Origin of the sequence: Bordetella genomosp. 9 (genome assembly GCF_002261425.1) — a bacterium.
In the GTDB taxonomy this organism is placed as follows: domain Bacteria; phylum Pseudomonadota; class Gammaproteobacteria; order Burkholderiales; family Burkholderiaceae_B; genus Bordetella_C.
In genome coordinates this window covers 768,048-789,240 of record NZ_NEVJ01000001.1, presented here as the reverse complement: position 1 = coordinate 789,240, position 21,193 = coordinate 768,048, and the positions used below count along the sequence as shown (strand labels likewise).

General features: G+C 67.4%; 15 protein-coding genes and 1 pseudogene. 6 read left to right on the top strand and 10 right to left on the bottom strand.

Annotation, left to right across the window (positions count from 1 at the left end; all coding sequences use genetic code 11):
• Positions 1–69: 69 nt before the first annotated feature.
• The 5 genes and pseudogenes from CAL26_RS03505 to yghU form a co-directional block, all read right to left on the bottom strand.
• Positions 70–2,433: a TonB-dependent receptor gene (locus CAL26_RS03505; RefSeq protein ID WP_094845511.1), complete on the bottom strand. Its 2,364-nt coding sequence runs from the start codon at positions 2,431–2,433 to the stop codon at positions 70–72.
• Between the two features lie 176 nt (positions 2,434–2,609).
• Positions 2,610–3,638, bottom strand: a complete 1,029-nt coding sequence (locus CAL26_RS03500) for a FecR domain-containing protein (RefSeq protein ID WP_094845510.1) — start codon at positions 3,636–3,638, stop codon at positions 2,610–2,612.
• Positions 3,639–3,642: 4 nt separating this feature from the next.
• On the bottom strand, positions 3,643–4,158 hold the full coding sequence (locus tag CAL26_RS03495; RefSeq protein WP_094845509.1) for a sigma-70 family RNA polymerase sigma factor: 516 nt from the start codon (positions 4,156–4,158) through the stop codon (positions 3,643–3,645).
• Positions 4,159–4,378: 220 nt separating this feature from the next.
• Positions 4,379–4,851 (bottom strand): annotated as a pseudogene (locus tag CAL26_RS03490) (hypothetical protein).
• 152 nt (positions 4,852–5,003) lie between these two features.
• Positions 5,004–5,882, bottom strand: a complete 879-nt coding sequence (yghU, locus tag CAL26_RS03485; protein ID WP_094845508.1) for a glutathione-dependent disulfide-bond oxidoreductase — start codon at positions 5,880–5,882, stop codon at positions 5,004–5,006.
• Between the two features lie 168 nt (positions 5,883–6,050).
• Between yghU and CAL26_RS03480 the strand changes: the two genes are divergently transcribed.
• Positions 6,051–7,709: an ATP-binding domain-containing protein gene (locus tag CAL26_RS03480; RefSeq protein WP_094845507.1), complete on the top strand. Its 1,659-nt coding sequence runs from the start codon at positions 6,051–6,053 to the stop codon at positions 7,707–7,709.
• Positions 7,710–7,740: 31 nt separating this feature from the next.
• Here the strand turns inward: CAL26_RS03480 and cydC are convergent, their stop codons facing one another.
• The gene (gene cydC, locus CAL26_RS03475; protein WP_094845506.1) at positions 7,741–11,415 is read right to left on the bottom strand and encodes a thiol reductant ABC exporter subunit CydC; all 3,675 of its coding nucleotides are present in this window, start codon (positions 11,413–11,415) and stop codon (positions 7,741–7,743) included.
• Positions 11,416–11,533: 118 nt separating this feature from the next.
• Here cydC and CAL26_RS03470 point away from each other — a divergent pair, with 118 nt between their 5' ends.
• The 3 genes from CAL26_RS03470 to CAL26_RS03460 all read left to right on the top strand — a co-directional run bounded on the left by CAL26_RS03470 (position 11,534) and on the right by CAL26_RS03460 (position 14,078).
• On the top strand, positions 11,534–12,469 hold the full coding sequence (locus CAL26_RS03470) for a LysR substrate-binding domain-containing protein (protein WP_094845505.1): 936 nt from the start codon (positions 11,534–11,536) through the stop codon (positions 12,467–12,469).
• 43 nt (positions 12,470–12,512) lie between these two features.
• Complete coding sequence (locus CAL26_RS03465) at positions 12,513–12,773, top strand: hypothetical protein (protein WP_094845504.1); 261 nt, start codon at positions 12,513–12,515, stop codon at positions 12,771–12,773.
• Between the two features lie 135 nt (positions 12,774–12,908).
• Positions 12,909–14,078, top strand: a complete 1,170-nt coding sequence (locus CAL26_RS03460; protein ID WP_094845503.1) for a zinc-dependent alcohol dehydrogenase — start codon at positions 12,909–12,911, stop codon at positions 14,076–14,078.
• Here CAL26_RS03460 and CAL26_RS03455 read toward each other — a convergent pair.
• From CAL26_RS03455 to CAL26_RS03445, 3 genes are read right to left on the bottom strand one after another with little or no spacing between them, the layout of a single operon-like run.
• A complete protein-coding gene (locus CAL26_RS03455; RefSeq protein WP_094845502.1) occupies positions 14,056–15,627 on the bottom strand; it encodes an efflux transporter outer membrane subunit in 1,572 nt (523 codons plus the stop codon). The two genes, CAL26_RS03460 and CAL26_RS03455, sit on opposite strands and share 23 nt — an antisense overlap.
• The gene (locus CAL26_RS03450) at positions 15,627–17,207 is read right to left on the bottom strand and encodes a DHA2 family efflux MFS transporter permease subunit (RefSeq protein ID WP_094845501.1); all 1,581 of its coding nucleotides are present in this window, start codon (positions 17,205–17,207) and stop codon (positions 15,627–15,629) included. Before CAL26_RS03450 ends, CAL26_RS03455 begins: the two co-directional genes overlap by 1 nt.
• Positions 17,204–18,409, bottom strand: coding sequence for an HlyD family secretion protein (locus tag CAL26_RS03445; RefSeq protein ID WP_094845500.1), 1,206 nt, complete (start codon positions 18,407–18,409; stop codon positions 17,204–17,206). Before CAL26_RS03445 ends, CAL26_RS03450 begins: the two co-directional genes overlap by 4 nt.
• A 145-nt stretch (positions 18,410–18,554) precedes the next feature.
• Here CAL26_RS03445 and CAL26_RS03440 point away from each other — a divergent pair, with 145 nt between their 5' ends.
• Together CAL26_RS03440 and CAL26_RS03435 are read left to right on the top strand one after the other, a co-directional pair.
• Positions 18,555–19,451 (top strand): RNA polymerase sigma-70 factor, encoded by an 897-nt coding sequence (locus CAL26_RS03440; RefSeq protein WP_094845499.1) that lies wholly within the window; start codon positions 18,555–18,557, stop codon positions 19,449–19,451.
• A gap of 53 nt (positions 19,452–19,504) precedes the next feature.
• The gene (locus tag CAL26_RS03435; RefSeq protein ID WP_094845498.1) at positions 19,505–20,515 is read left to right on the top strand and encodes a LysR family transcriptional regulator; all 1,011 of its coding nucleotides are present in this window, start codon (positions 19,505–19,507) and stop codon (positions 20,513–20,515) included.
• On the opposite strand, the gene CAL26_RS03430 is transcribed toward CAL26_RS03435, so the two are convergent.
• Positions 20,512–20,991 carry a carboxymuconolactone decarboxylase family protein gene (locus CAL26_RS03430; protein WP_094845497.1) on the bottom strand — a complete coding sequence of 160 codons (480 nt, stop codon included), beginning with the start codon at positions 20,989–20,991 and terminating at the stop codon, positions 20,512–20,514. The two genes, CAL26_RS03435 and CAL26_RS03430, sit on opposite strands and share 4 nt — an antisense overlap.
• Positions 20,992–21,193: the final 202 nt, after the last annotated feature.

The window sequence follows — 21,193 nt, the reverse complement described above, 5'->3', positions numbered from 1 at the left end:
TGCGAACGACAAGCGCGCCGGTGCGCCCCATCCCTATCCGTATACCCCGCAAGATTCCTCTTCCCTCTCTCAGAAATCGATCTGCGCCGACAGCAGCAAGGTGCGCGGCGCCGCGACCGTGGCGTAGGTCCCGCTGACCAGCCAGTAGTCCTTGTTGAACAGGTTTTCGATGTTGGCGCGGAACACCACCGATTTGCCCATCACGTCGGTGACGTAGCGCGCGCCGACATCAAAACGCGTCCACGACGGCACCTTGAAGGTGTTCGCCGCATTGAAGTACGTCGACGACGTATGGATGACGCGCGCGTTCAGGCTCAGCCCGCGCACCCAGGGCGTATCCCAATCCACGCCCGCGTTGAAGGTGCTGTCCGGCACGCCGTTGGCATCGTTGCCGTCGTTTACGCCACCCGCCGTGCGCTTGAGCTTGGCGTCGAAGAACGTCGCGCTGGTCATCACGCGCAGGCCGCGCGTCAACTCGCCGTAGGCCGACAGCTCCACGCCGCGATTGCGCTGTTCGCCGTCGAAGCTGTAGATGTTGGTGTCCGGATCCGTGATGGCGTTGGGCCGGTCGATCTGGAAGACCGACGCGGTGGTGATCACGCTGCCCCAGTCCACCTTGACGCCGGCTTCGTACTGCTTGGACTTGTACGGCGCGAACACCTGTCCGGCGTTCGCCGCCGTGGCCGGCGCGATGCCGCCGCGCGTCAGGCCCGAGGTGAAATTGCCGTACAGGGACACGTTGGACATCGGCTTGAAGACGATGCCGGCCAGGGGCGATACCGCGCTTTCGTCATACGACGAGGTGCGGGCGCCGCTGGTGGTCGAATAGTTGTCCAGCTTGACGCGCTGGTCGCGCAGGCCGCCTGTGACCAGCAGGCGGTCGTTGAAGAACGACAGCGTGTCGGTCAGGGCCACGCTGGAAAGCGCGGTGTCCGACGCCTTGCTGGGCGACACGCGGTCGCCGGTAACGGGCGGCAACGGCGACGGGTGGTAGATATTGGACGCGACGCGGGTCGCCGAGGTCACGTAGGCATTGCCGGCTTCCTGGTCCAGGCGCGTGGCGCCCAGGGTCAGCGTATGGCCGACGCCCCAGGTATCGAAGCGCGCGCGCATGCCCACTTCGCCCGTGGACGTCTTGCTGTACGAGTCGTAGTACGCGTTGGTGGCGGTGAAATTGCCGAACTGGTCCACCGGCCCCGACGGGAAGGTCTGGTCGGCCGAGCCGTAGCGATAGCCGCCCGCGGCATAGACGGTGACGCGGTCGGTGACGTCGTACTCGACGCGGCTCAGGACGGTGGAGTCCTGCAGTTTCAGCTTGGTGCCCGGGAAAAAGTTGCGATGCCCGGACGGCGCGTCCGGCATGGACGTCACCGACGACTGGAAACCCACCTGCGGGCGAAAGTTATCGGTATCCTCGCGCTGGTCATAGGCATCCAGCGACCAGCGCAGCCGGGTGCCGCGATAGTCCAGTCCGATCGCGCCCACCGTCTGCTGCTGGTTGCCCTTGTCGATCGTGGTGGCGCCATCCTTGTACACGCCGTTGACGCGTATGCCCCACTCCTTGTTGTCACCGAAGCGGCGGCCGATGTCGAACTGCTCGCCCAACTGGCCCTTGCTCTGGTAAGTGGTGGTCAAGCGGGTCAGCGGATCGTCGCCGGCGCGCTTGGTCACGATGTTGATGCCGCCGCCGATGCTGCCGTTCGGCGCGATGCCGTTCATCAGCGTGCCGGGACCTTTCAGCACTTCGACGCGCTCCATGATCGCGGCCGGCATGCGGCTGGCCGACGCCAGGCCATACAGGCCGTTGATGCCGACGTCGTTGCTCGACACCGTATAGCCGCGGATCTGGAAATCCTCGCCGAAGCCATTGGTGGAGGTCAGCATGCGCACGGACGACTCGTTCTGCACGACGTCCGCCAGCGTGCGGGCCTGCAGGTCCTCGATCGCCTCGGCGGTGTAGTTGGTGGTGTTGAAGGGCACGTCCATGACGTTGTTCGTGCCCAGGATGCCCAGGCCGCCGCCGGTGGCGATCTGCCCGCCGGCATAGGCCGGCGGCAGGTCGTTTTCCGCGGTGGTGTGGACCTTGACGGTGGGCAGCAGCACGGCGCCGGCACCGGCGCCCGCGTCCATGGGACGGTTCAGAACATAGCCGCCGTTGCTCTGGCGCACCGCCTGGATGCTGGTATTGGCCAGCAGCGCGTCCAGCCCGCCCTCCACCGTATAGCTGCCGCGCAGGCCATTGCTCTGGCGGCCTTGGGTCACCTCGGGCTTGAACGACAGCATGATGCCGGACTCGCGGCCGAAACGGCCCAGGACGCTTTCCAGCGTGCCGGCGGGGATATCGTAGTTGCGCACCTGCGCGGCCTGGGATTGCGCGTGGACCGCCGGCGCCAGCGCCATCAAGGGCGTCGCCGCCACCGCGCCGAATGCCATGCGCCCCGCGGCGCATGCCCACGCGGTCCGGCGGGCAACCGATTTCAGAGAGCGCCTGCGCGCCATAACCTTGTACATATGCAGCCTTTCGTTCCGAATGAGTAAGTGTTCTCATTCGCAATGACCCGCGAAAACTCAAAACGGATCAGGTTGGCTGGATTTTTTTGCGTGCACCTTCAGCTTTGCGCCGCGCCGGGCCCGGGAACCAGCCGCATGGCCTTGCCCCAGAAGCGCCGGCGTATTTCCAGCTGCGCGCCCAGCGTCGTGCCAACCGTGCGCATCACCTGGTCGATATCGCGCAAGGGGAACGAGCCCGACACCCGCAGTCCGGCGATGCCCGGATCACAGGACAGCGATTCCGGGCTGTATCGCGCCAGCTCGGCGATGAAGTCGTCCAGGCGCATGCCGTGGGCCACGATGAAGCCGTCCTTCCAGGCGGCGCTGTCCTCGTCTTCCTGGCGCGGCGGCTCGATGGCGCCGGCGGTATAGATGGCGGCATATCCGGCCTGGATATCCAGCGCGCGCCCGGCGTCGCCGCGCGGCCGGACGCGCACCGCCCCCTTGTACACGCCGATGCGCGTATCGCCGTCCTGCTGGCGCACGGTGTACTCGGTGCCCAGCGCCTGCGCGGTACCTTCGGTGGTTTCCACCAGGAAGGGCCGCGGCGCGACCGCCCGGTCCACCGCCGTGGCGATGAATATTTCCCCCGCCAGCAGCCTGATGCGGCGTTCGGCGGCGTCGAAGCGGACGTCGATCGCGCTGTCGGTGTTCAGCACCAGCTTCGTGCCATCGGCCAGCACCAGTTCGCGGCGCTCGCCCACCGCGGTGCGGTAGTCCGCGCTCCAGACGCGCCACGGCGCGCGCGCTTCCAAACCCCAGCCCGCGCCGCCGGCGAACACGATTACCGTCAATGCCTTGATGATGCGGCGCCGGTACGCCGATCGCGGCCCCAGCAGCGTGGCCTGCGCCACGGCGGCATGCATGGGCGACGCCAGGGGCTGCAGCCGGCCGCCCACGGCTTCGATGCGCTGCCAGGCCCGCGCGTGGTCCGGATGCGCATCGCGCCAGCGCGCCCATTCTTCACGCACCGCCGCCGGCACCGCGTCGCCCTGCAGCTCCACCAGCCATTCGAGCGCGCGCTCGGCCACCGCCGGCGGAATGCCGGACACGTCGGTGGTGTCGCGATACCAGGGAGAAGCGGACAAAACGTTATCCCGTGAACGAAAGATCGGCGAAATAGCAGCGCTGCAGGGCCTTGACGATGTAGCGCTTGACCGTGGGGATGGACACGCCCAGCGCCTCGGCCACCTGGGCGTGCGTGTGCCCGTCCAGCTGCGACAGCAGGAAGGCGCGCCGCACCACGGCCGGCAGGCCGTCCAGCAGCCGATCCAGCTCCAGCAGCGTTTCCAGCAGGATGGCCTGGGTTTCAGGCGAGCAGGCCATCTCCACCGGCGCCTGGGCCAGGGCCTCCAGGTAGGCCTTTTCGAGTTTTTCGCGGCGCCAGTGGTTGGACACCAGGCGCTGCGCCACCGTGGTCAGGAAGGCGCGCGGCTCGTCCAGCGCGGCGGGCACCCGCTCGCTGCTGAGCAGGCGGATGAAGGTGTCATGCGCCAGGTCGGCCGCCTGGTCCGCATTGCCCAGGCGCCGATGGAGCCAGCCTTTCAGCCAGGAGTGATGGTCGCAATACAGCGCTTCCACATGGGTGGGGAAGTATCCCGTACTCAAAACAGGGCCTTTTTGGTCGGGCCGCCGCCACCCCCGCGGTGGGCGTCAGCCTGATGCATATACGCAAATAGTAATCGTTACCATTTTCAAGTGTACACCGGTCCAGGGGTATAGGCCCAATGGCCGTTACCACCGACAGCGTCGGCCCAGGCCCAGGGCATGCACCGACGCCAGCTGTTTTCCGAGGCGTGTTTTGTCGTCCCCCCTTGATCGGGCCTTGTCAGGAAACGGCGCCCTGGCCATACTTGCCCGTCAGCAGCGCGCCGGTCTGGAAGCGCTCGATGGAACAGCGACGCAGGGACACCTGCGTCGGCAGGCCCAGGGCTTCCTGAGCCAGGACCAGGCCCACGGTGGGCGAAAGCTTGAAACCATGGCCGGAGAAACCATAGCCCACCCGCGGTCCAGATGTTCTGGGTGCTGATGACGGTGTTGTCGGGCTGATAGCCGATGAGCGCCGCATCGTCGAACCGGGCGATCGGCAGCAGCTCGGCAGCCTGTTGCCGGCTCAGCAATTCAAGCGGGATGCCCTGGTCCCGCTGCTGCCGCAGGGACGCGCGCAGCGGGACCAGCTTGTCGCCGTCCGGCGCCGCGATCCAGGACGAGCACGTTCGTCGCGCCGAGTTTGGCAATATGAAAAGCAACCGAGCTGCCGATGACGCCGGCGTCGATGACCACTACGGCGTAGGTATTCACGGGGTGCGTCTTCCTTATCGAGGGCATGTTGCGGAGTGTCATACGACTGCCCCTCCACGTAAGGAATATAAGTGGCAGGTATGCATGGCAAAACCGGGCGCCAAGCCAAGGCCGGCTCGGACGTCATCGGTCCGGCCCTGGCGACCCTGGCGTCAGGCGCCGGAAGCCTGCAGCTTGTCCTGCGTGCGGGTGTCGAAATCAGAGGCGTCGTGGCGCTCGTGCAGCTGGTTGGCCAGGTCGCCGTTGACGCGATTGACCATCCTGCCGCGCCGCACCGCCGGCCGCGCATTCACGGCGTCGGCCCAGCGCTGGAGGTGCGTGTAGTCCTGTACCGACAGGAACTCCCCTGCCCCGTATACCTGCCCTTTCACCAGGGCCCCGTACCACGGGAATATGGCGATGTCCGCGATGGTGTAGTCGCTGCCCGCGATGTATTCGTTGTCCGCCAGCCGCTTGTCCAGCACGTCCAGCTGCCGCTTGGTCTCCATGGCGAAGCGGTCGATCGCATATTCGATCTTCGTCGGGGCGTAGGCATAGAAGTGGCCGAAGCCGCCGCCCAGGTAAGGCGCGCTGCCCATCTGCCAGAACAGCCACGACAGGCACTCGGCGCGCTGGGCGGGATCCTTGGGCAGGAAGGCGCTGAACTTTTCGGCCAGGTAGAGAAGGATTGCGCCGGATTCGAAGACGCGGATGGGCTGAGGACCGCTGCGGTCCATCAAGGCCGGGATCTTCGAATTCGGATTCACCTGCACGAAGCCGCTGCCGAACTGGTCGCCGTCGCCGATGCGGATCAGCCAGGCGTCGTATTCCGCGCCCTGTTGGCCCTGCGCCAGCAGTTCCTCCAGCAGGATGGTCACTTTCTGCCCATTGGGCGTCGCCAGCGAATAAAGCTGCAGGGGGTGGCGGCCGACCGGCAGTTCCTTGTCATGCGTCGGACCGGAAACCGGACGGTTGATGCTGGCGAAATGGCCGCCATTCGGTTTTTTCCAGGTCCAGACCTTGGGCGGCACGTATTCGGGGGATGCGCTCATTCAACAGCTCCTTGTCAGCGGCGGACAGCGTTCCGCCATGCTTTCGTATAGCACTGGCGCGAATCGCGGCCGCGCATAGCCCCACTCGGCGTGCGGACAAAGGGCCCGGGGCGGCCGGCGTGGCGCTGCGGTATCCTGCGTGCACGGCATACGCACGTGGAGCGAAGGTTGGCACACATCATTCCGGACGGCTGGGAGAACCAGCAGCGCAGCGGCCCGGCGCAACGGGAGCTGGACACCCTGGCCCGGCTCAAGGCCGGCCTGCCCGACGACTACACGGTCTACCACGCGGTGCATTGGACCAACGTCGAAGGCCGCCACGCCATCCATGGCGAGATCGACTTCGTGATCGCCAACCGCGCGGGCGAGCTGCTGGTCATCGAGCAGAAAACCGGCGCGCTCGACGAAACGCCGGAAGGCCTGGCCAAGCGCCACGAAGGCAAGGCCAGGCTGGTGTCCGTGCAGATGGCCCGCACCGCCGACAGCCTGCGCGCCAAGCTGGCCCGCAGCCTGGACGGCGCGGAAATCCGCCTGGACTACCTGCTGTACTGCCCGGACCATCGCGTGGTGGCGCCCACCACCGCGGGGCTGGTGCCGGAACGCATCGTCGACGCCAGCCGGCGCGACCGCCTGTGCGGCGTGATCAAGGACATCCTCCCGCCCGGCACGCATACCCCGCTGGCGCCGCGCGTGGACCGTTTCCTGCGCGACATCATCCGCCTGGAAGTCGACGTCAGCGCGCTGATCGGCCAGGCGCGCACGCAGGTGACGCGGCTGGCCGGCGGCCTGGCGCATTGGGCGCGGCAACTGGACGTCGATCCCTATCGCCTGCGCGTCACGGGCACCGCGGGCTCGGGCAAGACGCAGCTCGCGCTGGCCGAGTATCGCGATGCCGTCGAGCAAGGCAAGCGTCCGCTCTACGTGTGCTTCAACCGTCCGCTGGCCGATCACTTCAACCGGATCGCGCCCGAAGGCGGCCTGGTGTGCTCCTTCCATATGCTGTGCGACCGCCTGCTGCGGGCCGCCGGGCGCAAGCCGGATTTTTCCCAGCCCGATGCCTTCGATCGGCTGGTCGAACAGGCCGCGACGCTGGAGGTGCCGGCGGATTTCCTGTTCGACACCGTGATCGTCGACGAAGGCCAGGACTTCAGCGCACGCTGGCGCGACATCGTGCTGCGCCTGGCCAAGCCCAAGGCGCGTGTCCTGTGGCTGGAAGACCCGCTGCAGAACCTCTATGGCAATACCCCGCCCGAGCTGCCCGGCTGGGTCCGCATGCGGGCGCAGAGCAATTTCCGCAGTCCGCGCCCGGTGGTCGGCTTCCTGCACACCATCCTGCCCGACGATGCGCACATCGACGCCCAGGCGCCGGTGCTGGACGCCGACGTGGAAGTGCTGTCCTATCGCGATGAAGAAAGCCTGGCCCGCGCGGTCAAGCAAGGCATACGCAAGTGCTATTCGGCCGGTTTCCGGCAGGAGGACATCGCGGTGCTCAGCTACCACGGCCACAAGACGTCGCAGGTGCTGCGCCGGGACAAGCTGGCGCCGCACACGCTGCGCCGTTTCACCGGCCAATACGACATGTTCGGCCAGCCCGAATATTCCGCCGGCGAAATCCTGGCCGAATCGGTTTATCGCTTCAAGGGGCAGTCGATCCCCGCGGTGGTGTTCGCGGAGATCGATTTCGATACGCTGGACGAACAGGCCGTGCGCAAACTGTTCGTCGGCGCGACGCGGGCGACGCTCAAGCTGATACTGATCGCGGCCGAGCCCGCGGCCGCCGTCCTGAGCGACAGGCTGGGGCAGTCGGCGGAAGCGGAACAGGCCTGACGGCGGCCCGAGCCGCTGTCGATGCGCGCCGTCAATGCGCGCTGGCGCGCGCGTAGAAGCCCCGCCGCCCCAGCAGGTCGTCATGCGTGCCGGACTGCGCCAGCCTGCCCTCCTGCAAGACGAGTATCAGGTCGGCCTCGCGGATGGTGGACAGGCGATGGGCAATGACCAGCGTCGTGCGATTCCGCATCAGCAGCTGCAGCGAACGCCGGATGCGCAGCTCCGACAGCGTGTCCAGGTGCGAGGTCGCCTCGTCCAGGATCAGCACCGGCGCGTTCTTCAGGAAGGCGCGCGCGATGGAAATCCGCTGGCGTTGTCCGCCCGACAGCTGCATGCCGCGTTCGCCCACCCTGGTCGCCAGGCCGTCGGGCAAGGCGCGCACGAAATCCGTCAAGGCTGCCTGCTCCAGCGCCGTCCGCAGCTCGGCGTCGCTGGCGTCCGGCCGCGCGAGCCGGATATTCGCCTCCAGCGTCTCGTTGAACAGGTAGGTGTCCTGGGTCACCAGCGCGACGCATTCGCGCAGCCCGTCCAGTTGCAGCTCGCGCACGTCGACGCCGCCGACGCGTATCGTGCCCTGCGCGGGATCCCAGAATCGCAGCAGCAGGCCGGCGACGGTGCTCTTGCCGGCGCCGGACGGGCCGACGATGGCGGCCATGGCGCCGGCCGGTACGTCGAAGCTCAGGTCCTTCAGCGTGTACTCGCGCTTGCCGGGATAGGCGAAGCTGACGTGATCGAAGGCCAGCGACAGTCCTTCCGCCGCGCGCGGCGCGGGCCGGGGGCCGTCCTGCACGGGCTCGGGCTCGTGGTTGACCACGTGCAGGCGGCGCGACGCCGCGATGGTGTCCGCCAACTGGCGGCTGACCTGCGAGATCTCCGACACCGGCAGGAATGTGGCCAGCGAGATCAGGATCAATAGCGGCAGCATGCCCGCGTCCAGCGTGCCGGCCGACACCTGCAGCGCGCCGACGACGGCCACGGCCAGGCCGCCCAGGCCCATCGCGATTTCGAAGCGGGCCGCCTGGCCCGAAAGATCGCGCAGGATGTCCAGGCGGCGCAGGCCATAGCGTTCGGCCAGCGCCAGGAAGTCGGCACGGCGGCGGCCGGTCGCCTGGAATGCCGTCAGCTCGGCGAGTCCCTGGATGGTGTCGGTGGCGTGGGCGCTCATTTCGCCCAGTGCGGCCCGGGCCTTGTCGCCCAGGGCATCCACATGGCGGCGGCCGCGCACGGGCGCGAACAGGGCATAGGCCAGGAAGGGCAGCAGCACGGCAGCCACGGGCCAGCTGAAGGCGAACAGGAAACCGAGCACGGTCAGCGGCACGAGCAGCGCGACGATCGCCGGGGCGATGGTGTGGGCGTAGAAGTACTCGATCATCTCCACGTCCTGGGTCGCCAACGCCACCAGGTCGCCCGAGCGGCGGCGCAACAGGTATGCGGGCGCCAGCCGTTCCAGCTTGTCATAGAGATTGACGCGCATATCGCCCAGCAGGCGGTAGGCCATGGCGTGCGCCAGCCAGGACTCCAGCCAATGGAACAGCGCGGCCAGGGGCGCGGCCACCAGCAGCGCGACGATCAGGCCGCCGGTGTCGCGGCCGTCGCGCACGGCGGCCACCACCAGGGCGCTCAATACGCCGACGCCGATGTAGGCCGCCACGCGGGCGACGCCCAGGACGATGGTGGTGACCAGCGTGCCGCGCCACGGGCGCACCACCGCCAGCAAGGTGGCCACGGTCTCGCGCCAGCCGACGTGTTGCGCGTCGTCGTCGAGGGCGCGCGCCTCGGGCCGCGAGGGGTCGCCGGCCGGGGATGCGGCCTGCGCCGGGGCATCTCCGTATGCATCGGCATCCGCGGGTGCATAGGCATAAGCATGCGGGTCGGCATCCGCGTGCGCGTCCGCGGGCGTGGCCGCATGCGCATCGGCATGCGCCCGTGCATCCCGATCGCCGCCTTTGCGCCGCGCCTCGTCCTGCTCATGCATCAGCCCGTAGTAAAGGCCGCGCCGCGCCATCAGCTCGGCGTGCGTGCCCTGCTCCGCCACGCGGCCGCCATCCAGCACCAGGCACCGGTCCGCGCCCAGCACGCTCGCCAGGCGATGCGCCAGGATCAATGTCGTGCGGCCGGCCATCAAGCGGTCGAGCGCCTGCTGGATGATGGCTTCGTTTTCGGTATCGACCGACGACAGCGCCTCGTCCAGGATCAGGATGGGCGCATCGCGCAGCAGGGCGCGCGCGATCGCGATGCGCTGGCGCTGCCCGCCGGAGAGCTGCAAGCCGCGTTCGCCGATGCGCGTCGCGTAGCCATCGGGCAAGGCCATGATGAAATCATCGATATTCGCGGCGCGCGCCGCGGCGCGGACCTGCTCCGGGCTTGCGTCGAACCTTCCCAGGCGCAGGTTCTCGTCCAGCGTGCCATGGAACAGCGTGATGTCCTGGCTGACCACCGCGATACGCGACAGCAGCGCCTGCTGATCGATATCCCGCAAATCATGGCCGCCTATGCGCACCGCGCCCTGCTGCGCCAGGCATTCGCGCAGCAGCAGGCGGACGATGGTCGATTTGCCGGCGCCGCTGGGCCCTACGATCCCCACGCGTTCGCCCGCGTCGATGCGAAAGCTCAAGCCGCGATGCGCCGTGCGCTGCGCGGTGTAGGCGAACGTCACGTCGTCGAATTCGACACTGGGCCGGAAGCCGGCCGCGATGGCGCGGCCCGAGGCGTTCGCCGCCGATTCCGCGCTGGGACCGGCCAAGGTCGCCGTGGCGGATTCGGCATCCATGAGGGCATGGATGCCGGCCGCCGCCGATTGCCCCAGCATGCCACGGTGCAGCACCGCGCGCAGGTCGCGCAGCGGGCGAAAAATCTCTGTCCCCGCCATCAGCACGATCAGCAGCGCCTCCACGCTCATCTCACCGTGCCCGACGCGCCAGGCGCCCAGGGTAAGCGCGAGCGCGGCGCCCAGCGCCACGCCCAGGTCGCTGATACCGCGCGTCAGCAGGCTGACCGACAACACCCACATCGTGCCATCCGACAGGCGCCGCGCGCGCTCGGCCAGCCGGCGCCCCCAGGACTTTCCCTGCCCGAAGGACTTGAGCGTCGGCAGCCCCTGCACCGCGTCCAGGAAGTCTTCACCGAAATCATGCAGCGACCTGGATCGCGCCAGGCTGGCGCGCCGGTCCAGCATATGCACCGCCATCGGCCCGACCAGGGCGAATATCGCCGCCGCCAGCAACACCAGGGCCGTCGGCACGTCCCAGAAAGCGATGACGGCGAAGATGGCGAAAGGCGCCGCCGCCGCGATCGCCAACTGGGGCAGGTACTGGCCGAAAAAAGTCTGCAGCTGTTCGACCCCGTCGACCACCGTCAGCATCACCCCGCCCGTGCGCTGGTTGGCGAACCAGCCGGGTCCCAGCGCGACGATCCGGTCATACAGCTTGGCGCGCAGCACCTGCTGCACGGTGGCCGCGCAGCGGTTGGCCTGGACGGTGCGGCCGTGGTCCAGGGCGGCACGCAGCAGCACCATCGCCACCGCTGCCCCGGCCGGCCATATCCAGCGCTGCCAGGGCGCGCCGACGAATACCAGCGCCAGCATCTGGCCGAGGAATACATAGCGGCCGATGCCGGCGGCCAATGCCAGCAGGCCCAACACGATCCCGCCCGCCAACTGCCCCCGCATGCCGCGAGTCAGCCGCCAAAGCCGAAAGTCGAAATACATCTGTCCGTCCTTAATCTCTACTGCGCACCCGGGCGGCGCCTTGCCGGCATTGTTGCCTTGGCGGGTGGAAGAGGAATAGTGATAGTTTTTCGCTCGTGGGTAGAGTTAAATTACACCCATGCCGACACTACCTCTGCGCACGCCTCCCCTGGCCGCGCTGCGCGCATTCGAAGCCGTCGCCCGCCTGGGGAGCCTGAGCCGGGCCGCGGCGGAACTGAACGTGACCAAGAGCGCCGTCAGCCATCAGCTGCGCGGCCTGGAGGCCGACCTGGGCGTGATCCTGCTGCGGCGGGGCGGCACCACCCGCCGCGCGGAACCCACCGAAGCAGGCGCCGACCTGCTGGCCTCCGTGCAACAGGCCTTGACCCTGCTGGCGACCGCCTGCCGCAATGTGCGCGTTTCCGCCCGCGAGCGCCAGGCCTATCGCCTGAACATATCGTCCAATCCATCGTTGGCCGCGCTGTGGCTGGCGCCGCGCATCGGCCGCTTTGTCCAATCGCATCCGGAGATCGACGTGCAAGTCTATCTGCACACGAACCAGGATCCGGCCTGGCAGGAGCAGGACATCGATCTGGCCTTTCTTCACATGCGCGACGAAGGCCCGCACCGGCCGGCACCGGGCGATATACAGCTCATGCGGGAAACAGTGGTGCCGGTGTGCAGCCCCAGCCTGATCGACGCCGCCGAGCGCGACGACCCGGCGGTCTTCACGCGCCATCGCTGGCTGGAGGAAAAACACGTCGCCAGTCCGGAAACCAGTTGGCGCACCTGGCGCAAGCGCTTGCAACTGAGCGACGCGCAAGGGCAGGAACCGCTGATCCTTAGCGGACTGAGCACCGTGGTGTCGGCCGCCGTCGCAGGGGCGGGCATCGCGCTCGGGAGGTCGCCGCTGATCGACGAGGAGATCGCGCGCGGCGGCCTGGTGTCGCTGGTGCCCGCGCTGCGCATGGCGGGGTCGTGGGGCTACGTGATGCGCATGCGCTCGGATCGGGCCGACGATGCCGCCCTGCCCACGCTGGTCGAATTCCTGCTGGACGAAGCGCGGCAGGTATGAGTGTTGCGGCCGGTCGGTCTCGTCACCGATACGGAGCACCGACATGACCGACGACCGTCCCATCGAAGATCCCACCCGCACCGCGCCGCCCGAACCGTCCACCCGCAGCCAGGTCGACATCGCCAACGATGTGCAGGCCGGCCTGCACAAGGGCAAGGACGCGGATCAGCAACGCCAGACCACCGTCGGTCAAAAGGCCACGCAGTTCGACGGCAATCCCAACCCCGAAAGCGACGACGAAGGCGGCGTGTTCAGCCCGCCCGACGATACGCCCGCCGTGCTGCCCAAGAAGGAAGGCGTCTGATCGACGCGACGCTGCCGGCCCGTAAGCACGCGGCTGGCGGCGCACGGCACACCGCCGCGTGCCGACGTACTCAACTGGGGCATGGCCCTTGCGCGACTCGCGACGTCAAATCGAACCACGGTACGGGAGAATGCGATGAGAGCACTACGTTGGCACGGCAAGCACGATATCCGTTGCGATACCGTTCCTGATCCACAGATCGAACATCCGCGCGACGCCATCGTCAAGGTGTCATGTTGCGCCATTTGCGGTTCCGACCTGCACTTGTTCGACGGCTTCATGCCAGGCATGAAGCACGGCGACATCATGGGCCACGAGTTCATGGGCGAGGTCATGGAAGTCGGCGCCGAGAACAAGTCCTTGAAGCCGGGCGACCGCGTGGTCGTACCCTTCACCATCATTTGCGGCGAATGCGACCAGTGCAAGCGCGGAAACTTCTCAGTCTGCGAGCGCAGCAACCGCAACAAGGAAACGGCGGACAAGCTGTTCGGCCACACCACGGCGGGGCTGTTCGGCTACACCCACCTGACTGGCGGCTATCCGGGCGGTCAGGCCGAATTCGTGCGCGTGCCGTTCGCCGACAAGACGCACATCAAGATCCCGGACGGGCTGAGCGATGAGCAGGTTCTTTTCCTGGGCGACATTTTTCCGACCGGGTGGCAGGCTGCCGCGCAGTGCGACATCGAACCTACCGACACGGTTGCGGTGTGGGGCGCGGGGCCGGTCGGGCAGATGGCGATCCGCAGCGCCGTGCTCCTGGGCGCCAAGCAGGTGATCGCCATCGACCACGTGCCCGAGCGGCTGGACATGGCGCGCGCCGGCGGCGCCATCGCGATCAATTTCGATGAGGAAAGTGTGCTCGACCGGTTGCAGGAACTGACGCAGGGCAAGGGACCGGAGAAATGCATCGACGCGGTCGGCATGGAATCCCATGCCACCCGTTCCATCGATTCGATGTACGACCGCGCCAAGCAGGCGGTGATGCTGGAAAGCGACCGTCCGCATGTGCTGCGGGAGATGATCTACGTTTGCCGGCCGGGGGGCGTGCTGTCCATCCCGGGCGTGTATGGCGGCCTGATCGACAAGATACCTTTCGGCGCGTCGATGAACAAAGGGCTGACCTGGCGCATGGGCCAGACGCACGTCAACCGCTGGACCGACGATCTGCTCAAGCGTATCGCCGAAGGCCAGATCGACCCGTCCTTCGTGATCACGCATCGCGTCAGCCTGGAAGACGGTCCGGATATGTACAAGACGTTCCGCGACAAAAAGGACGGCTGCATCAAGGTTGTGCTGAAGCCATAGGCTCCCAGCCACCCCCGAGCGCCTTGTACAGGGCCACCAGGTCGGTGGTGACGCGCACCGTCGCGTTGGCCAGTTCGATGCGGCTGTTGGACAGCTGGCGCTCGGTGTCCAGCACCTCGATGAAGCTGTTCAGGCCATTCACGTAGCCATTGCGGGCCAGGTCGAAGGCGCGGCGGTTGGCGTCCACCACCGTCGACAGCGTGTCGCGCCGCGCCTGGTCGGTGCGGTAGCGCACCAGGGCATTGTCCACGTCGTGCAGGGCGGACAGGACCGTCTGCCGGTAGGCCAGCGTCGCTGCCGCCTGGTCGGCCTTCGCCATGGCGATCTGCGCGCGCAGCGCGCCGCCCTGGAATATCGGCAGGCTGACCTGCGGGCCTATGGAATAGAAATGGCTGGCCCAGCGCGTCAGGTAACTGGCCTCCGTCGCCCGCAGGCCGATGCTGCCGGTCAGGGAAATGTCGGGGAACAGTTGGGCGATGGACACGCCGACCTGCGCCGTGGCGGCGTGCAGGTCGGCCTCCGCCCGCCGGATGTCCGGACGCCGGCGCGCCAGCTCCGCGGGTAGGCCTATCGGCACGCTGGGCGGAACGGGCGGCACCGCGCCGGGCGTCGAGAGCTCCGCGTCCAGGGTCCCTGGCGGCGCGCCCATCAACAACGCCAATCCATTCAGCGCGGTCGTCATCTGCTGCTCGTAGAACGGCAGCTGCGATTGCGACGCGCCCAGTTGCGCCTGTGCGCGTTCCACATCGGTCTGGCTGGCCAGCCCGGCCTGCTGGCGGCTGCGGGTCAGGTCCAGCACTTCCTGGTCTTCCTGGATCTGCTCGGTCGCGATGCGCGTCATCAGCTGCGCTCCACGCAGTTGCGCATAGGTCTGGGCGACCTCCGCCTCCAGCGACACCAGCGCATCGTTGCGCGCCTCTATCGCCGATTCCGTCTGCGCGTCGGCGGCTTCCACGGTGCGGCGCACGCGGCCGAACAGATCCAGCTCCCAACTCGCATCAAAGCCCACCTGGTACAGATTGACGGGATCTTCGATCTTGTCGATCAGCTGCTTGCCGGCAGCCTGGGCCGCCGCGCCCGCCCCGGGCGACACGTTGTCCAGCGGCGAGCCGGGCGCACCCAGGCTGTCTATTTTTTGCGGTACGCCGCGCGATTCCAGCAGGCCGCGCGCGCCCAGCTGCTGATAGGTGTAGCTGCCGCTGGCGTTCAATTGCGGCAAGGCGGCCGCGCCGGCGGCACGCGCCTGCGCCCGCGAGGCCGCGATGCGCTGCACGGCCTGCTGCAAGGACAGGTTGCCGGCGATCGCACGGTCGATCAGCGCATTTAGCTCCGGATCGTTGAAGCGCCGCCACCAGCGCGGGTCCGTATCGGCCTGGTCGGTCACCGTCGACGCGGGCTCCGCCCCCGGCGCCGCCGACTGGACGCGCGTGCGGTCCGCATAGGCGGCCGGCACGGCGGGATCGGGTTTCTGGAAATCCGGGCCGACCGTGCATGCGGCGCACAGCAAGGCGACCGCGCCGCATGCGAGCAGCTTCAGCGGCCGCGGCATCAGTGGCCTCCCGGCTTGCCCGACGCCTTGGTCGGAGAAAACAGGAACGTCAGGGGAATAAAACACCATGCAAAGATGCCGCATATGGCGAACACGTCTATGTAGGCCAGTATCGTGGCCTGGGAAACGAACATCTGGTACATCTGGCCGGCCGCCGCCTGGGTCACGTCGCCGGCGGCGCCCGCATAATCGTGCAAGGCCTGCGCCACGCGGTCCAGCGTGTCCTGGTAAGGCTGGTACAGCGGCGTCATAGAGTGGGAAAGATGCGCCATGCGGACCTGCGTGCGTTCGCGTATGCCGGCGGTGGCCAGCGAAATCCCGATGGACCCGGCGATGTTGCGGAACATCGTGAACAGCGCCGCCGCGTCGTCGTTCATCTCCTGCGGCAGGCTGACGTAGGCCAGCGTGCTGGTCGGCACGAACAGGAATGCCAGTGCAAAGGACTGCGCCATGCGCATGATCACGAGCGTGTTGAAATCGATGTCCGGCACCAGATGATGGGAATAGAACAAGGCCGCGCCCAGCAGCAGGAAGCCCACGGCGATCAGGTGCCGCGTCTGCACCAGCGGCATGGCCTTGCCGACGATCGGTATCATGAAGGTGATCAGCAATGCGCCCGGCGACAGCAGCAGGCCCGCCAGCGTGGCCGTGTAGCCCAAATGCTGCTGCGCCAGCTGCGGCAGCAGCACCGAACTGCCATACAGCACGCCGGCGAAGGCGGCGATGGTGATGCAGCCCAGGGTGAAGTTACGATCCTTCATCACCCGCAGGTCCACCACAGGCCGCCGCGCGGTCAAGAGCCACGCAATGGCGCCTGAAATGCCCAACGCCGCCAGCACCGCGAAGACGCGGATGAAGCTGGAGCCGAACCAATCTTCGTCCTCGCCGCGATCCAGCATGACCTGCAGGCATCCCAGCCCCAATGCAATCAGGCCGATGCCGGGCAGGTCGATGTGCAATTTTGAGAGCGGCGTCGGCTTCTGCCAGGGCGGGTCTTCGACCACCTGCATCACGGCAAGCGCCGTCAGCACGCCGACGGGCACGTTGATCAGGAATACCCAGCGCCAGGAAAAATTGTCGGTAATCCAGCCGCCCAGCGTCGGCCCCAGCACCGGCGCGACCACGATAGCCACCGCCGAGACGGAAAACGCGCGGCCGCGCTGCGAAGGCTCGAAGGTATCGAGGATGATGGACTGCTGGCTGGGCTGCAGCCCGCCGCCGAAGAAGCCCTGCAACATGCGGAAGACGATCAGCTCAGCCAGGTTGGTGGCGATGCCGCACAGGAAGGAGCAGCAGGTAAAGGCGATGATGCAGATCAGGAAATAGCGTTTGCGTCCCAACGTGCGCGACAGGAAGCCGGAGATCGGCAGAACGACGCCATTGGCCACCAGGTAAGACGTCAAGGTCCATGTAGCTTCGTCATAGCTGGCCGACATCGTGCCCGCGATGTGGGGCAGCGACACGTTGACGATGGTGGTGTCCAGCACCTCCATGAAGGCCGCCAGCGTCACCGCCACGGCGATCAGCCACGGATTGGCGCTGGGGCGCCATTGCCGCGCCGTCGCGTCGGAGTTGCTCATTTCACATGCACCGTCGGCGTGACCGACAGTCCCAGGGGCAGGGGCAAGGACGGATCCAGCCCGTCATCGATGACGATCTTGACCGGCACGCGCTGGACGATCTTGACGAAGTTGCCCGTGGCGTTTTCCGCGGGGAAGGCGGAAAAGCGCGAGCCCGAACCCAGCTGCACGCTGTCGATGTGGCCATGCAGCTTCAGTTGCGGATAGGCGTCGACTTCGATGTCGACCGGATCGCCGGGACGCATGCGGTCCAGCTGGGTTTCCTTGTAGTTGGCGGTCACCCATACCGCCTGGGGCACGAGCGAGAACAGCGACATGCCCGCCTGCACCAGCTTGCCGGACTGCACATTGCGGCGCGTGACCCAGCCGTCGACGGGCGCGCGCACTTCGGTATATGACAGGTTGAGTTCGGCCTGTTCCAGCTGCGCCCGAGCGGCGCGCGCCTGGGCTTGCCGCGACTCGACCAGCGCGCGGGCCTGCGCGACCTGCTCGCGCACCACGCTGGCGGCCTTGACCTCGGCCTGCGCGCGGGCCACGGCGGCCGTGGCGCTGCGCAGCTGCGCGGTGGCGGTGTCGACGTTCTGCTGGCTGGTGGCGCGCGGGTCGACCTTGCGTTGCCGCTGGTAGCTGGCGCGCGCGTTCGCCAGATCGGCCTGGGCGGCCTGCTCCTGGGCCTGCGCCTGGGCCAGCTGGGCGGGGTACTGGACTTCCGCCAGCGCCAGCTGGGTCTGCGCCTGGTGCAATTGGGCGTCCGCCAGTTCGACCTGTGCCTGCGCCTGGTCACGCGCCGCGACATAATCGCGGGGATCGATGCGCAGCAGGACGTCGCCCCGGCGCACACGGGTGTTGTCGCCGATGCGCAGGTCGACGACGTAGCCGCCGACCTTGGAGGCCACGGTGACGGCGTCGCCTTCGGTATAGGCGTCGTCCGTGGAGATGTCGTTGCGGGTAAGGAACCACCAGATCGCGCCGACGATGGCCAATACGATGACGACGATGACCAGGATGATCAGCGGTTTCTTGCTGCGGCGCCTGGGCGCCTTGCCGGCGTCGTTTTCGTCGGCGGCCTGCTCGCCGCTATCCTTGTCGTCGCCGTGACTGCCGCGTCCGTGATTGCCGTCATTGCCGTTGTCGGCGCCATTGCCGTCCGCCCCGGCGGGCGCCGGGTGTCGTTCACGGTCTTGCTGCGATGATTCTTCCATACGTGCGTGCGGTTCAAGTTGAGCACGCGGCGACAGCAAGACCCGTGCCTTGCTCAAGCGCTAAACTCGCCCCGGCGGTTCAGCTTTTTTTAAGTGTGCAAGCCATGCCAAGCGCGCAATTTTTTTGCTTTCAAGCACTACTGCCATGATCGATCCCACCGGGCTGTTCAACCGTCACCGACCGCGCCTGCAGGCCATCGCCTACCGCATGCTGGGCGCCGTCGCCGACGCCGAGGACGTCGTCCAGGATGCCTGGCTGCGCTGGAACGAAGCCGACCACGGCGCGCTGGACAACCCGGAAGCCTGGCTCGTCACCGTCACCACGCGCCTGTCCATCGACCGCCTGCGTGTCCTGAAGGCGCAACGCGAAAGCTACGTCGGCGTATGGCTCCCGGAGCCCTTGCTACAGGAATCGCCGCCCACCCCCGCCGAAATCCACGAAGCCGCCGATGACTTCTCGGTCGCGTTCCTGTTCATGCTGGAGCGGCTGAGCCCCGAGGCGCGCGCGGCCTTCCTGATGCGCGAGGTGATGGACGCGGATTACGACGAAGTCGCCCGCACGCTGGGCAAGACCGAAGCCGCCTGCCGCCAGCTGGTCCGGCGCGCCAAGCAGCAGCTGCAGGAAAAAACGCCGCGCCGCACCGTGCCGCCCGATACCCACCACCGCCTGATGCAGGGCTTCGCGCAAGCCATCCGCGCGGGCGACCTGCGTGGGCTGTATGCCATGCTGGCCGACGATGCCGAACTGATCGCCGATGGTGGCGGCAAGGTGCCGGCCTTCTCCAGCCTGCTGGGCGGCAGGCGCCTGGCGCACCTGTACTACGCGGTCACGCGCCGCCACGGCGACAGGCTCCGCATGGAGATGGCGTGGGTGAACGGCCAATGGTCCCTGCTGCGGTTCATCGACGGCACGCTGGAATCCGTGCAGTCCTACGAGACGGACGGCGCACGCATCGTCCGCGTGCTGGTACAGCGCAACCCCGACAAGCTGGCGCTCGTGGCGGCCGCCTGGGCGCGCTCGGCGGCCCGCCTGCCCGGCTAGTCCGCCAGGCCCCGACGACGTCACAAAACCCGCCGCTGCTCCGTCTAAGGGGCATGGACAGACACACAACGCTTGCCTATGCGGGCCCGGACCCGCTCGCCTCCAGCTTTGCGACCAGCTATGCGGGCGTCGTGGCATTCATCGCGGTCGCCGCGGAAGGCAGCTTCGCCAAGGCGGGCGACCGCCTGGGCATAGGCCGTTCCGCCGTCAGCCGCAATGTGCAGAAACTGGAAGACCAGCTGGGCGTGCGGCTGTTCGTCCGCACCACGCGCAGCACGTCGCTGACGCGCGAAGGCGAGCGCTTCTACCAGAACTGCCACCAGGGCGTGCAACGGGTCGTGCAGGCCGTGGACGATATGCGCGAGCTGCGCGCGGGACCGCCATCGGGGCATTTGCGGGTATGCGCCACCGTGGGCTTCGGCCGCAAGGTCGTCGCGCCGCTGCTGGCCGGCTTCCGCGCGGCCTATCCGGAGATTTCGATCGACCTGCTGCTGGATGACGGGCCCACGGACTTCACCCGCGACCGGGTAGACGTGTCCTTTCGCAATGGCCGCATGGAGGACAGCCAGGTGATCGCCAGGCAGCTGATCCCGATGCGGATGCTGCTGTGCGCGTCGCCGGACTATGCGCGCGCGCATGGCTTGCCGGCGACCCTGCGGGCGCTGGACGAGCATCGCTGCGTGAACTTCCGCATGGCGTCGGGGCGGATCTACGAATGGGAATTCCTGGTGGACGGGCAGTTGCAGCGCTTCCTGCCCACGCCGCCGCGGGCCATGCTGGCCTTCGACGACGCGGACCTGGTGTTGCAGGCGGTGCTGGATGGCCAGGGACTGGCGCAGATGGCCGGTTACCAGGTCGACGCCCATCTGCGCGCCGGGCGCCTGCTGGCATGCCTGCCGCACTGCGCGCCGCGCGATCGCGGCCACTATGTCTGCTATCCGAGCCGCCAGCATCTGCCGTCGCGGATCCGGGTGTTCGTGGACTACATGACCGCGCGCATCCGCGATGCGGAGCCGCGCGCCGTTCCGGCGGCCGCCGGGATGCAGGCGGCCCTGGCGGCTTAGTCCAGATTCGCCTTGTCCAGACCGAACGCCTTGTCCATCGAGCCCGGCGTGGTGCGGAAACCCACGTTCAGGCGGTTCCAGCCATTGATCATCATGACGGCATAGCTGAGTTCGGTGATTTCCTTCTCCGAGAACTGCTCGCGCACGTGCTCGTAGATCGCATCGGGCACGCCGTCATCGGGCAGCCGCGTCAGCGCTTCGGTCCAGGCCAGCGCCGCGCGTTCCCGCGGCGAAAACAACGTGGATTCGCGCCAGACGGCGACGTGGTGCAGGCGCAGTTCACGTTCGCCCTGGATCGTCGCCTGCTTGACGTGCATGTCCAGGCAGAAGCCGCAGCCGTTCATTTGCGAGGCACGGATTTCGATCAGGTTGAACAGCGACCTTTCCAGGTCGCCCGATTTCAACAACTTGCCGACTTCGGCGAATTTCTTGAACAATTCGGGGCATTGTTCAGCGGCGTTCAAGCGTTGCATCATGACGATCCCATCGATGTATTTGGCCGGACCCTGCCGTGCATTTCGGTCCCACGTTGCCGGCGTTGCGACAACGTAGCCATCGTAGGCCGCCGACCCTGCCGGCGCTAGACGCGTGCCGTGAATCATCGCGTTTCCCGCCGCGCAACAATACCGCCGCACTGAGATCTACGCCGTATCCCCGGCACGACGGGCATGGCATGAT

Excerpts from the sequence above, each read along its gene's own strand:
- yghU (WP_094845508.1), bottom strand. The coding sequence starts at position 5,882 with ATGAGCGCATCCCCCGAATACGTGCCGCCCAAGGTCTGGACCTGGAAA.
- CAL26_RS03450 (WP_094845501.1), bottom strand. The coding sequence starts at position 17,207 with ATGAGCAACTCCGACGCGACGGCGCGGCAATGGCGCCCCAGCGCCAAT.
- CAL26_RS03470 (WP_094845505.1), top strand. The coding sequence starts at position 11,534 with ATGCCGACACTACCTCTGCGCACGCCTCCCCTGGCCGCGCTGCGCGCA.
- CAL26_RS03460 (WP_094845503.1), top strand. The coding sequence starts at position 12,909 with ATGAGAGCACTACGTTGGCACGGCAAGCACGATATCCGTTGCGATACC.
- CAL26_RS03430 (WP_094845497.1), bottom strand. The coding sequence starts at position 20,991 with ATGATGCAACGCTTGAACGCCGCTGAACAATGCCCCGAATTGTTCAAG.
- CAL26_RS03445 (WP_094845500.1), bottom strand. The coding sequence starts at position 18,409 with ATGGAAGAATCATCGCAGCAAGACCGTGAACGACACCCGGCGCCCGCC.
- CAL26_RS03465 (WP_094845504.1), top strand. The coding sequence starts at position 12,513 with ATGACCGACGACCGTCCCATCGAAGATCCCACCCGCACCGCGCCGCCC.
- cydC (WP_094845506.1), bottom strand. The coding sequence starts at position 11,415 with ATGTATTTCGACTTTCGGCTTTGGCGGCTGACTCGCGGCATGCGGGGG.
- CAL26_RS03440 (WP_094845499.1), top strand. The coding sequence starts at position 18,555 with ATGATCGATCCCACCGGGCTGTTCAACCGTCACCGACCGCGCCTGCAG.
- CAL26_RS03435 (WP_094845498.1), top strand. The coding sequence starts at position 19,505 with ATGGACAGACACACAACGCTTGCCTATGCGGGCCCGGACCCGCTCGCC.
- CAL26_RS03505 (WP_094845511.1), bottom strand. The coding sequence starts at position 2,433 with ATGGCATTCGGCGCGGTGGCGGCGACGCCCTTGATGGCGCTGGCGCCG.
- CAL26_RS03455 (WP_094845502.1), bottom strand. The coding sequence starts at position 15,627 with ATGCCGCGGCCGCTGAAGCTGCTCGCATGCGGCGCGGTCGCCTTGCTG.